Genomic DNA, 12,262 nt, shown 5'->3' on the forward strand with positions numbered 1-12,262 from the left:
CCGCTGCATGCCGCTCAGCCCTGCGCTGCTCACCGACCGGTACGAGCTGACCATGCTCGCCGCCGCCCTCGCCGACGGGACCGCCGAGCGCGACTGCGTGTTCGAGGTCTTCGCGCGCCGGCTGCCCCACGGTCGCCGCTACGGCGTCGTCGCCGGCACCGGTCGCCTGCTGGAGGCGCTGCGCGACTTCCGGTTCGGCCCCGAGGAGCTGGCCGCGGTGCGCGCCCAGGGCATCGACGACGAGCGGCTGCTCGGCTGGCTGGCCGGCTTCCGCTTCACCGGGGACGTCGACGGCTACGCCGAGGGCGACTTCTACTTCCCCGGGTCGCCGATCCTCACCGTGCGGTCCTCGTTCGCCGAGGCGGTGCTGCTGGAGACCGTGGCGCTGTCGGTCCTCAACCACGACAGCGCCATCGCCTCCGCGGCGTCCCGGATGGTCGGCGCGGCCTGCGGCCGGCCGTGCATCGAGATGGGCTCCCGCCGCACGCACGAGGAGGCCGCCGTCGCGGCCGCCCGCGCCGCGGCGCTGGTCGGCTTCTCGACGACCTCGAACCTGATGGCCGGCGCCCGCTACGGCATCCCGACCGCGGGCACCAGCGCGCACGCGTTCACGCTGCTGCACGACGACGAGGCGGCCGCCTTCCGGGCGCAGCTGGACAGCCTCGGCCCGGCCACCACGCTGCTGGTCGACACCTACGACACCGAGAAGGGCATCCGGACGGCGGTCGAGGTGGCCGGCCCCGAGCTCGGCGGCGTGCGGCTGGACTCCGGTGACCTGGCGGTGCAGGCCACCCGCGCCCGCGAGCTGCTGGACTCCCTGGGCGCCACGAGGACCAGGGTGATCGTCACCAGCGACCTCGACGAGTACGCGATCGCCGGGCTCGCGGCCGCGCCGGTCGACGGCTACGGGGTCGGGACGTCGCTGGTCACCGGTTCCGGGGCGCCGACCGCGGGGATGGTCTACAAGCTGGTCGAGCGCGACGGCGTCCCGGTGGCGAAGAACTCCGAGAACAAGCGCTCGGTGGGCGGCCGCAAGTCCGCCGTCCGCCGGCACGACGCCGAGGGCACCGCCACCGCCGAGGTGGTCAGCACCGTCCCGCTGGAGCTGGGCGCGGGTGACCGCGACCTGCTGGTGCCGCTGGTGCGCGGCGGCGTGGTGGTCGACGACCGCACGCCCGCCGAGCTGCTGCAGGTGGCCGCCGACCTGCACCAGCGGGTGCGGGGGACGCTGCCGGCCGAGGCGTGGTCGCTGTCCCGCGGAGAGCCGGTGCTGGAGACCGTCCCCGCGTAGCCCTGCACGTGATCACCGGGCGCGGCAGGATGAGGGCATGACCCGCGCGCTGGTGATCGTCGACGTGCAGAACGACTTCGTCGAGGGCGGCTCGCTCGCCGTGGCCGGCGGGGTCGACGTCGCCCGGGCGATCACCCGGCACGTCGCCCAGGCGGGCTACGACCACGTCGTCGCGACCCGCGACCACCACGTCGACCCGCACGGGCACTTCGCCGAGCAGCCTGACTTCACCGAGACCTGGCCCGCGCACTGCGTGGTCGGGACACCGGGTGTCGAGCTGCACGCGGCCCTGGACCGCCGCCCGATCGAGGCGGTGTTCGACAAGGGCGAGTACGCCGCGGCCTACTCCGGGTTCGAGGGCACCAGCGACGGCGTGGGCCTGGCCGACTGGCTGTCCCGCCACGGGGTCGACGAGGTCGACGTCGTGGGCATCGCCACCGACCACTGCGTGCGCGCCACCGCGCTGGACGCCGTGGGGGCCGGGTTCCGCACCCGGGTGCTGCTCGACCTCACCGCCGGGGTCGCGCAGGGCACCACCGACGCGGCCCTCGAGCAGCTCCGCACCGCCGGCGTGGAGCTGGCGGGCCAGGTGCACAGCCCGGCGTGATCAGCCGGCGTCGAGCACCTCGTCGCGGGTGAATCCGAGCACCTGCAGGACGGCGTCCAGGTAGGGCTGGTTGAGCGCCGTGTCGGCCTGCTCGCGCACGAAGGGCTTGGCGTTGAAGGCGATGCCCAGGCCGGCGGCGTTCAGCATGTCCAGGTCGTTGGCGCCGTCGCCGACGGCCACCGTCTGGTCCAGCGGGATGCCGTGCTCGGCGGCGAACCGCTGCAGGGCCCGCGCCTTGCCGGCCCGGTCGACCACCTCGCCGACCAGCCCCCCGGTCAGCCGGCCGTCGGTGACCTCGAGGGTGTTGGCCGCCGCGAAGTCCAGGCCCAGGGACTCCGCGAGCGGGTCGGTGATCTGGCTGAACCCGCCGCTGACGATGCCGCAGCGGAACCCCAGCCGCTGCAGCGTGCGGATCAGGGTGCGGGCGCCGGGGGTGAGCACCAGGTGCTCGCGCACCTCGTCCAGGACGCCGGCCGGCAGCCCCGCCAGCGCCGCGACCCGGGCGCGCAGCGACTGCTCGAAGTCCAGCTCGCCGTTCATCGCCGCCGCGGTGATGCGGGCGACCTCGGCGGCCCGCCCCGCGCGGGCGGCGAGCTCGTCGATCACCTCGCCGCGGACCAGCGTGGAGTCGACGTCGAGCACGATCAGCCGCTTGCTGCGCCGGGTCAGCCCGGCCTGCTCCACGGCGATGTCGGTGCCGGTGGCGGCCGCGACGGTGCCCAGCGCGGTGCGCAGCTCGGTGGACCCGGCGCCGGAGACGGTGAGCTCGAAGCTGGTCACCGGGTAGTCCGACAGCCGCCGGATCGCGTCGATGTTGCCGCCGACCCCGCTGATGGCCCGGGCGGCGCCGGCGACGGCGGCCGGCGGCACCGGCCGGCCCAGCACGATCACCTGGTGCCGGCGGCCGCCCGCGGCGCCCGCACCGCTGACCGGTTCGACGGTCACCCGCATGCCGGTGGCGGCGGCGACCTCCGCGGCCACGCCGTCCAGCCGGGCGGGCAGACCGCCACGGCCCTCCTCGCGCACGACGGCGCCGAGCACGAGCTGCCCGTGCACCACGACCTGCTCCAGGTCGACGACGTGCACCTGGGGCTCCCCCAGCGCGTCGAGGGCGGTGAACAGCGCGGCGGTCACCCCGGGCCGGTCCGGACCGGTGACCGTGAGCAGCGCGCCGGACCCGGCGGGGTCCGGGGTCGGGTCGCCCGGGGTCGGCGGAGCGGTGTCGAGCGGCGACGGGGCGCGGTCGGTCACGGCGTTCATCGTGCCGGACCGCCTCCCGGCCGCCGTCCGGCCCCCCGCGACCGGCCCGGTGCCGGACCGGACCGGCCCCGGACGGACGAACGCCCCGCCAGCCGGTGGCTGACGGGGCGTTCCCTGCTACCTGCTCAGGTGAAGTCCTTGTCGTTCGGACCCTGCCGGCTGCCGCCGGTGAGGCCCGCCTCGCTGGCGTAGGGCTCGTGGCCCTTGCCGGCGTGCGCCTCGAGGTGCAGGCGCTCGACCATGTCCGGGTAGTGCAGCTCGAACGCGGGGCGCTCGGAGCGGATGCGCGGCACCTCGAGGAAGTTGTGCCGCGGCGGCGGCGACGAGGTCGCCCACTCCAGCGAGTTGCCGTGGCCCCACGGGTCGTCGCGCAGGGCCAGCCGGCCGTGCTTCCAGCTCTTGGCCACGTTGAACAGGAAGGGGATGACCGAGGCGCCGAGGATGAAGGAGCCGATGGTCGAGACCGTGTTCAGCGTGGTGAAGCCGTCGTTGACCTGGTAGTCGGCGTACCGGCGGGGCATGCCCTCGTTGCCCAGCCAGTGCTGCACCAGGAACGTGGCGTGGAACCCGATGAAGGTCAGCCAGAAGTGCAGCTTGCCCAGCCGCTCGTCCATCATCCGGCCGCACATCTTCGGGAACCAGAAGTAGAACCCCGCGTAGACGGAGAAGACGACGGTGCCGAAGACCACGTAGTGGAAGTGGGCGACGACGAAGTAGCTGTCGTTGAGGTGCCAGTCCAGCGGCGGGCTGGCCAGCAGCACGCCGGTCAGGCCACCCAGGAGGAAGGTGACCAGGAAGCCGATCGAGAACAGCATCGGCGTCTCGAACGTCAACTGCCCTCGCCACATCGTGCCGATCCAGTTGAAGAACTTGATGCCGGTCGGGATGGCGATCAGGTACGTCAGGAAGCTGAAGAACGGCAGCAGCACGGCGCCGGTGGCGAACATGTGGTGCGCCCACACCGCCAGCGAGAGCGCGGTGATCGCGATCAGCGCGAAGACCATGCCCTTGTAGCCGAACAGCGGCTTGCGGCTGAAGACCGGGATGACCTCGCTGATGATGCCGAAGAACGGCAACGCGATGATGTAGACCTCTGGATGGCCGAAGAACCAGAAGAGGTGCTGCCACAGCATGGGCCCGCCGTTGGCGGCCGTGTAGATCTGCGCGCCCAGGTGCCGCTCCGCCAGCAGGCCCATCAGGGCCGCGGTCAGGATCGGGAAGGCGAGCAGGACCAGGATGCTGGTGACCAGCGTCGCCCAGGTGAACAGCGACATCCGGAACATGGTCATGCCCGGCGCGCGGAGGCAGATGATCGTGGCGATGAAGTTGACGCCACCGAGGATCGTGCCCAGACCGGAGACGGCCAGGCCGGCGATCCACAGGTCGCCACCCGCGCCCGGGCTGTGCGCCGCGGTCGACAGCGGGGTGTAGGCGTACCAGCCGAAGTCGGCCGCACCGCCGGGAGTGAGGAACCCGGAGACCGCGATCGCCGAACCGAAGAAGAACAGCCAGAACGAGAAGGCGTTCAGCCGCGGGAAGGCGACGTCGGGGGAACCGATCTGCAGCGGCATGATCAGGTTCGCGAAGGCGAAGAACATCGGCGTCGCGAAGAACAGCAGCATGACGGTGCCGTGCATCGTGACCAGCTGGTTGTACTGCTCGGGCGAGAGGTACTGCAGACCCGGCCGGGCCAGCTCGCCGCGCATCAGCAACGCCATGAGACCGCCGCCGAGGAACCACACGAACGAGACCGTGAGGTACATCAGGCCGATGGTCTTGTGGTCCGTGGTGCGGAGCAGACCCAGGAGCCGCGAGCCCTTCTCAGCCACGTGGGCCGTGCTGGGACGGCTCACGATCGGGGCGGGTGCGATCGTCACGGTCGGGAGCTTAACCGGCCCGGCTCCGGCCCGTGCGGCGGGAGCGGCAACGCGCCGGGCGTGCCCGGGGTCGCCCCGCGAATCCCCTGCTGGCCGACCGGCCGGCCGGACGCACCGTGAGCCGGGTCACCCGATCGGGTGACCGAGACCGATCCGTTCCCGAACGGCGGTTTACCCCGTAAATCCGCCGGGCATCGATGATCTTGCGCTGGACGGCCCGGCGCTGACGGTTCGGCCGTCGCTTGAGGAGGTCACCGTGCTCTGGAACATCATCGTGCTCATCGTCGTCGGTCTGATCGCCGGCTTCATCGCCCGGGCAGTCATCCCCGGCAAGCAGAGCATGGGCATCCTGGCGACGATCGTGCTCGGGATCATCGGCTCGCTGGTCGGCAACCTGCTGGGCAGCCTGATCTTCCACGGGGACTTCGAGATCGGGACCTCCGGGATCATCGGCTCGATCATCGGCGCGATCGTCGTGCTCGGCATCTACGTCGCCGCCACGAACAAGCGGCGCGTCACCCGCTGACGCCTGCAGCACCCCTGCCCACGAGGGCCCGGCCGATCCGGCCGGGCCCTCGTGCTGTCCGGGGCCGGGTGGGTCAGCGGGCGGGCGCCCAGGTGCTGACGTCGACCGCGACCGGCACGTCCACCCGGGCCGGCAGCCGCGCGACCCGGTCGGCGAGCTCCTCGGGCGCGAGGTGCCGGGCGTGCGGCCCCATCCCGACCAGCGTGCGCACCGCGGCGTGGTCCAGCGCCAGCACCTCCCGGTGGGTGGCCCGCCGCACGGGGCGCAGGTGGGGCTCCAGCGCGACGGTCAGCCGGTCGGCCTTGTCCGGGTCGACGTGCAGCAGCCCCAGCTCCCCGACCAGGCCGGCCAGGTGGTCGGCCGCCGGGGTGACCACCACCAGCCGCCCGTCCGGCGCCAGCACCCGCGCGGTCTCGGGGCCGTTGCGGGGCGCGAACACGACCAGCACCCGGTCCACGGCGCGGTCGCGCACCGGCCACCCGGCCCAGGTGTCGGCCACCACCGCCATTGCCCGCGGGTGCACCCGGGCGGCCCGGCGCGCGGCGTAGCGGGAGACGTCCAGCACCACGCCGACGGCGTCCGGCGCCCGGTCGAGCACGCCGGCCAGGTGGGTGCCGGTGCCGCCGCCGACGTCCAGCAGCGCACCCGGCGTCCCGTCGGCGACGACCGCGTCGGCCAGGGCCGCGGTGATGCCGGCGTAGCGGCCTGCACCGAGGAAGTCGGCGCGGTCGGCCACCATCGCCGCCGAGTCACCGGCGTGCGGGCTGCCGCCCGGCGGCAGCAGCGTCACGTGACCCTGCCGGGCCCGGTCGTAGGAGTGCCCCGCGGGGCAGCGCAGCGCGGTACCGGAGTCGGCCAGCTGCCGGCCGCAGACCGGGCAGGCCAGCAGGGCGACCGCCGCCGGCGGGAGCGCGGGGAGGTTCACCGGCGGGCAGGGCGGGTGGGCAGCCGGTGCAGCGTCACGTCGCGCAGCGCACCGTCGTCGACCGTGGCGGTCAGGTAGGTCGCGTGCGGCTGGCGCCGGCGGTCGGTGGGCGAGCCCGGGTTGAGCAGCCGCAGCCCGGTGGCCGCCGTCGTGTCCCAGGGGATGTGGCTGTGCCCGAACACCAGCACGTCGGCGTCCGGGAACCGCTCGGCGCACCGCGCCTCCCGGCCCTTGGCGTCGCCGGTCTCGTGGACGACGGCGAACCGCACCCGCTCGACCTCGAACCGCGCGACCTCGGGCAGCCGCTCGCGCAGCGGGCCGTGGTCGTTGTTGCCGTACACGCCCTCCAGCCGGCGGGCGCGCCGCTCCAGCTCGTCGAGCAGGGCGACGTCCACCCAGTCGCCGGCGTGGACCACCAGGTCGGCGGACTCGACCGCCGACCACAACGAGTGGGGAAGGTCACGGGACCGGCGCGGTACGTGGGTGTCTGCGGTGAACACCAGCGAAACGGGCACGACCCATGCTGCCCCAGGCGATAGCTTCGCCTCTCGCCGGCCGACGACCCGGCCGGTGGACCGACTGAGAAGGACGACCCGTGACTGACCGCGCCCCCACCTCCGCCGTGGGGACCACACCCGCCTCCGAGCCCTACGCGAAGCGCTGGCTGGCCCTCGCCGTCATCGCCGTGACCGTGCTCATGGTCATCCTCGACGCGACGATCGTGAACATCGCCCTGCCGGCGGTCTCCAGCGACCTGGACATCACCGCGGCAACCCAGCAGTGGATCGTCACCGCCTACACCCTGACCTTCGGCGGCTTCCTGCTGCTCGGCGGGCGGATCGCCGACTTCTGGGGCCGCAAGCGCACCTACCTGGTCGGCGCGGTCGGCTTCGCCGTCGCCTCCGCCATCGGTGGCCTGGCGCAGAACGAGGCGATGCTCTTCGGCGCCCGCGCGCTGCAGGGCGCCTTCGGTGCGCTGCTCGCCCCGGCGTCCCTGGCGCTGCTGACCGTGCTGTTCACCGACGCCAAGGAGCGCGCCAAGGCCTTCGCCGTCTACGGCGCGATCGCCGGCGGCGGCTCGGCCGTCGGCCTGCTGCTGGGCGGGGTGCTCACCGAGTACGCCGATTGGCGCTGGTGCTTCTGGGTGAACGTGCCGGTGGCGATCGTCGCCGTGGTCGCCGCGATCCCGATCGTCCCGGAGAGCAAGGCCCCCGGCGACGCCCGTTACGACATCCCCGGCGCGGTGCTGATCACGCTCGGCCTGGCCTCGCTGGTCTACGGCTTCACCGAGGTCGCGCAGGGCTCCCAGGAGGACCCGGACGGCAACGCCTGGGCCAACGGCACCGCCTGGACGTTCATCCTCCTCGGCCTCGCGCTGATCGCGGCGTTCGTCGTCACCGAGCTCAAGGTGCGCAACCCGCTGCTGCCGATGCGGCTGGTGCTCGACCGCAACCGCGGCGGCGCCTACCTGACCTCCACGCTGGTCGGCGCCGGGCTCATCGGGGCGTTCTTCTTCCTCAGCCTCTACTTCCAGGAGGTGCTCGGCTACGCGCCGGTGCGGGCCGGGTTCGCCTCGCTGCCCACCACGCTCGGCGTGCTCGTCTCGGCGGCCGCGGCCAGCACCCTGGTGCCGAAGGTCGGCCCAAAGCCGCTCATGGTGCTGGGCGCCCTGCTCGCCGCCGCCGGGCTGTTCCTGATGTCGTTCCTCGACGTCGACAGCTCCTTCTGGGCGCTGGCCTTCCCCGGCCAGCTGGTGCTCGGCCTCGGGCTCGGCTTCACCTTCGTCCCGCTGTCCAACCTGGCGCTCATCGGTGCCGGTGAGCACGACGCGGGTGCGGCCAGCGCGATGCTGAACGCCACCCAGCAGGTGGGGGCCTCGATCGGCACCGCACTGCTGGCGACGATCTCGGTCGGCGCCATCACCGACGCGATCGCGTCGAAGGTCGCCGCCGGGTCCGACCCGGGCGACCCGTCGGTGGCGCTGGCCGCCCAGGTCGACGGTTACACGACCGCGTTCACCTGGGCCGCCGCCCTGCTGGTCGTGGGCGCGGTCGTCGCCGCCGTCCTGATCAAGGCCACCAAGGACGACCTGCCCGCCGACGCCGCGATGGTGCACGCCGGCTGATCCAGCTCCACGTCGCGACGCCCGTCTCCCCCACCGGGGAGGCGGGCGTCGTCGCGTCTAGTCGTGGACCGGGGCCTCGTGGTCGGAGTGCGTCGGGGACTCCAGCTGGAACGTGCAGTGCGCCAGGTCGAAGTGGGAGCCCAGGCAGCTGGTGAGCGCGTCCAGCACCCGGCCGCCGTGGCCGTCGGCCAGCGCGGCGTCGCTGACCACCACGTGCGCGGACAGCACCGGCAGCCCGGACGTGATGGTCCAGGCGTGCAGGTCGTGCACCTCGAGCACGTCGGGCACGCGCAGCACGTGCGCCCGCACCTCGGCCAGGTCCACGCCCCGGGGCGCGGCCTCCAGCAGGACGTCGAACGCCTCGCGCAGCAGCGACCAGGCGCGCGGCAGCACCAGGACGCCGATCGCCAGGGAGGCCACCAGGTCGGCCCCCGTCCAGCCGGTGGTCGCGATGACCACGCCGGCGACCAGGACGGCGACCGAGCCGAGCGCGTCGCCGAGCACCTCCAGGTACGCGCCGCGGGTGTTGAGCGACTCGCGCTGGCCGCTGCGCAGCACCGCCATCGAGCCGAGGTTGACCGCCAGGCCGACCGCGGCCACCACGAGCATCAGCCCGGAGTCGATGTCCGGCGGGTCCCCGACCCGGCGCACCGCCTCGACGACGACGTAGACCCCGACGGCGAGCAGCAGCAGCCCGTTGCCGACCGCGGCGAGCACCTCGACCCGCTGCCAGCCGAAGGTGCGGCGCCCGCGGGCCGGCCGCTGGGCCAGCGAGACGGCGGCGAGGGCCAGGCCGATGCCCAGCGCGTCGGTGGCCATGTGCGCTGCGTCGGCGAGCAGCGCCAGCGACCCGGACAGCAGCGCGCCGACGACCTCGACGACCAGCACGGTGACGGTCAGCCCGAGAACGACGGCCAGCCGGCCGCGGTGGGCGGCGGAGACGGTCCCGTGACCGTGCCCGTGGTCGTGCCCCATCGCCGTCCTCCTGCCTGGCCGTGACCTCCCGCGGAGGCCACCGCCTCACATGCAGGATGCCGCATGTCAGGCCGGGATGCCAGGAGGCGCCGGGATCAGAGCGGGGCGCCGTGCTCCCGCAGCCACGGGAGCGGGTCGATCTTCTGCCCGTCGATACCGCCCACGTGCACCTCGAAGTGCAGGTGCGGCCCGGTGGACTGACCGCGCTGGCCGAGCAGCGCGATCGTGTCGCCGGCCTTCACCGTCTGCCCCTCGGCGACCAGGATCTCCTGCATGTGCCCGTAGACGGTGACGTCGCCGTTGGCGTGCTGGACGTACACGGCCAGGCCGAAGCCGCTGGCCGGGCCGGCGCGCAGCACCACGCCGTCCATGGCGGCGTGCTCGGGCGTGCCGAGCGGGGCGGCGAAGTCCAGCCCGGCGTGCAGGGTGCCCCAGCGGGCGCCGAAGCCGCTGCTGAGCCGGGCGCCCTCGACGGGCAGCACCGCGCGGTTCGCGGCAGCCGCCTCGGCCGCGGCCTGCGCGGCTGCGGCGGCGGCCGCGTCGGCGTCGGCCTGCGCGGCGGCGGCCTGCGCCTGGGCGTCCTCGCGGGCGGCGCGGTCGGCCGCCAGCAGGCCGAGCCGGGAGCTGAGCTCGTCGGCGCTGGCGGTGCTCGGCTGCGCCTGCTCCAGCCCCAGCTCCTCGGCGACGCTGACCGGTGCGGCGTCGGTGGCACCGGACGCCGGCCCGCCGAGCGCGGTCGTGGTCAGCACGACGCCCGCGGCGCCGGCCAGCACGGCCGCCACGGCGAGCGGCCGCCGGCGGGCGGAGCGGAGCCGGCGGAAGCGGCCCCGCGCGATGTCTGCGACGACGGCCGCGGCCGACCCGGCGCCCTCCTCCTCGGGGGGCAGCAGCGCGACGACGTTCCCGGACGGCGACACGGCACCCGGCCGGACGGCGTCCGCACCGGCGGCGATCGCGGCGTCGGACAGCCACCGGCCGTCGGCACCCCGCGGGCGGACCGGCCGCAGCCGCGGCGCCCCGACGACGTCGCCGGCGACCAGCGCCGCGACCGGCTCGGGCGCCAGGAGCGCCACCGCGGACCCCGTGACCGGGTCGCCGGGATCAGCCAGCCAGCGGCTGTCGGTTCGGCGAGCGAGACGTCGCGGGTCCATGCACCTGTCTTCCGTCGGGGGCCGGAGACGCGGCGCTGCGCTCCGAGAACGGGAGCCATGTAAACACGACGTGACCGGTTCGTGATCTACGGGGTTGGGTAGAGGAAGCGGTTTCGTGGCGCCGGTCACGGCAAACCCTGCCAACCGGCCACCCTCGGTGACGTCATCCCGGGGGGCGCGTCACGTTCCGAACACGCCGGGCGCGGGTACGGCGATCAACGTCACGCACCGGCCGACGCCCCGCAGACCTCGTCGCGGCGGCGCGCCGGCGCCCCGAGACCGAGGAGCACCCCATGCGCGCAGTGACCTGGCACGGCCGGGACGACGTCCAGGTGGACACCGTCCCCGACCCGACGATCAAGGACCCCACGGACATCGTCGTGGAGGTCACCTCGAGCGGCATCTGCGGCTCGGACCTGCACCTGATCGAGGTGATGGCGCCGTTCATGACGGTCGGCGACATCATGGGCCACGAGCCGATGGGCGTCGTCCGCGAGGTCGGGCCGGAGGTCACCGCGGTCAAGCCCGGCGACCGGGTCGTCGTCCCGTTCAACATCTCCTGCGGCACCTGCTGGATGTGCTCGCAGGGCCTGCAGAGCCAGTGCGAGACCACGCAGAACCGCGACCAGGGCTTCGGCGCCTCGCTGTTCGGCTACACCAAGCTCTACGGCCAGGTGCCCGGCGGGCAGGCGCAGTACCTGCGGGTGCCGTTCGGCAACACCCTGCCGATCGCGGTGCCCGACGGTCCGCCGGACGACCGCTTCGTCTACCTCTCCGACGTGCTGCCCACCTCCTGGCAGGCGGTGCAGTACGCCGCGGTGCCCCCGGGCGGCACGGTGCTCGTGCTCGGCCTGGGCCCGATCGGCGACATGTGCACCCGGATCGCCAAGCACCTGGGTGCCGGGCAGGTGCTCGCGGTCGACGACGTCCCGGAGCGGGTGGCCCGGGCGCGCGCCAACGGCATCGACGTCCTGGACTCGACGAAGAAGGCCGACGTCGTGGCCTGGGCGCAGGACAGGACCGCGGGCCGCGGCGCCGACGCGGTCATCGACGCGGTCGGCATGGAGGCGCACGGCTCGCCGGTCGCCCAGTTCGCGCAGAAGGCCAGCGCGATCGTCCCCGACGCGGTGATGGAGAAGGTCATGCAGGTGGCCGGCATCGACCGGCTGGCCGCGCTGAACACCGCGATCGACGCGGTGCGCCGCGGCGGCACGATCTCGCTGTCGGGCGTCTACGGCGGCGCCACCGACCCGCTGCCCCTGATGCGCATGTTCGACAAGCAGATCCAGCTGCGGATGGGCCAGGCGAACGTGTGGCGGTGGGTGCCCGACATCCTGCCGCTGCTCACCGACGAGGACCCGCTGGGCGTCGACACGTTCGCCACCCACCACGTGCCGCTGGAGCAGGCGCCGCAGGCCTACGAGACGTTCCGGCAGAAGCAGGACGGCGCGGTGAAGGTGCTGCTCCGGCCCTGACCGGTCGACCACCTGCGGGCCGGGTGCGGGGTCTCCCCCGCGCCCGGCCC

At 74.0% G+C, this 12,262-nt stretch carries 11 protein-coding genes; 5 read left to right on the forward strand and 6 right to left on the reverse strand.

The window, feature by feature from the left end; all coding sequences use genetic code 11:
- Positions 1 to 7: 7 nt before the first annotated feature.
- Complete coding sequence (locus tag AB0J00_RS09430; protein ID WP_357743409.1) at positions 8 to 1,291, forward strand: nicotinate phosphoribosyltransferase; 1,284 nt, start codon at positions 8 to 10, stop codon at positions 1,289 to 1,291.
- Positions 1,292 to 1,328: 37 nt separating this feature from the next.
- Complete coding sequence (locus AB0J00_RS09435; RefSeq protein WP_357743411.1) at positions 1,329 to 1,898, forward strand: nicotinamidase; 570 nt, start codon at positions 1,329 to 1,331, stop codon at positions 1,896 to 1,898.
- On the opposite strand, the gene serB is transcribed toward AB0J00_RS09435, so the two are convergent.
- Positions 1,899 to 3,149 carry a phosphoserine phosphatase SerB gene (gene serB, locus AB0J00_RS09440; RefSeq protein WP_357743413.1) on the reverse strand — a complete coding sequence of 417 codons (1,251 nt, stop codon included), beginning with the start codon at positions 3,147 to 3,149 and terminating at the stop codon, positions 1,899 to 1,901.
- Between the two features lie 134 nt (positions 3,150 to 3,283).
- A complete protein-coding gene (ctaD, locus tag AB0J00_RS09445) occupies positions 3,284 to 5,035 on the reverse strand; it encodes a cytochrome c oxidase subunit I (RefSeq protein WP_357743415.1) in 1,752 nt (583 codons plus the stop codon).
- Positions 5,036 to 5,291: 256 nt separating this feature from the next.
- Between ctaD and AB0J00_RS09450 the strand changes: the two genes are divergently transcribed.
- On the forward strand, positions 5,292 to 5,561 hold the full coding sequence (locus AB0J00_RS09450) for a GlsB/YeaQ/YmgE family stress response membrane protein (RefSeq protein WP_357743417.1): 270 nt from the start codon (positions 5,292 to 5,294) through the stop codon (positions 5,559 to 5,561).
- A 73-nt stretch (positions 5,562 to 5,634) separates the two neighbouring features.
- Here the strand turns inward: AB0J00_RS09450 and AB0J00_RS09455 are convergent, their stop codons facing one another.
- Positions 5,635 to 6,486, reverse strand: coding sequence for a putative RNA methyltransferase (locus tag AB0J00_RS09455; RefSeq protein ID WP_357743419.1), 852 nt, complete (start codon positions 6,484 to 6,486; stop codon positions 5,635 to 5,637).
- Positions 6,483 to 7,001, reverse strand: coding sequence for a metallophosphoesterase (locus tag AB0J00_RS09460; RefSeq protein WP_357743421.1), 519 nt, complete (start codon positions 6,999 to 7,001; stop codon positions 6,483 to 6,485). Before AB0J00_RS09460 ends, AB0J00_RS09455 begins: the two co-directional genes overlap by 4 nt.
- Before the next feature lie 80 nt (positions 7,002 to 7,081).
- Between AB0J00_RS09460 and AB0J00_RS09465 the strand changes: the two genes are divergently transcribed.
- Complete coding sequence (locus AB0J00_RS09465; protein WP_357743423.1) at positions 7,082 to 8,611, forward strand: MFS transporter; 1,530 nt, start codon at positions 7,082 to 7,084, stop codon at positions 8,609 to 8,611.
- A gap of 57 nt (positions 8,612 to 8,668) precedes the next feature.
- Here AB0J00_RS09465 and AB0J00_RS09470 read toward each other — a convergent pair whose 3' ends face one another.
- Both AB0J00_RS09470 and AB0J00_RS09475 read right to left on the reverse strand, forming a co-directional pair.
- Positions 8,669 to 9,586: a cation diffusion facilitator family transporter gene (locus AB0J00_RS09470; protein ID WP_357743425.1), complete on the reverse strand. Its 918-nt coding sequence runs from the start codon at positions 9,584 to 9,586 to the stop codon at positions 8,669 to 8,671.
- A gap of 95 nt (positions 9,587 to 9,681) precedes the next feature.
- Positions 9,682 to 10,659 (reverse strand): M23 family metallopeptidase, encoded by a 978-nt coding sequence (locus AB0J00_RS09475; protein WP_357743427.1) that lies wholly within the window; start codon positions 10,657 to 10,659, stop codon positions 9,682 to 9,684.
- Between the two features lie 371 nt (positions 10,660 to 11,030).
- On the opposite strand from AB0J00_RS09475, the gene AB0J00_RS09480 reads away from it, so the two are divergent.
- A complete protein-coding gene (locus AB0J00_RS09480) occupies positions 11,031 to 12,212 on the forward strand; it encodes an alcohol dehydrogenase catalytic domain-containing protein (RefSeq protein WP_357743429.1) in 1,182 nt (393 codons plus the stop codon).
- Positions 12,213 to 12,262: the final 50 nt, after the last annotated feature.

It is taken from the genome of Modestobacter sp. NPDC049651 (genome assembly GCF_040659695.1).
Classification (GTDB): Bacteria; Actinomycetota; Actinomycetes; order Mycobacteriales; family Geodermatophilaceae; genus Modestobacter.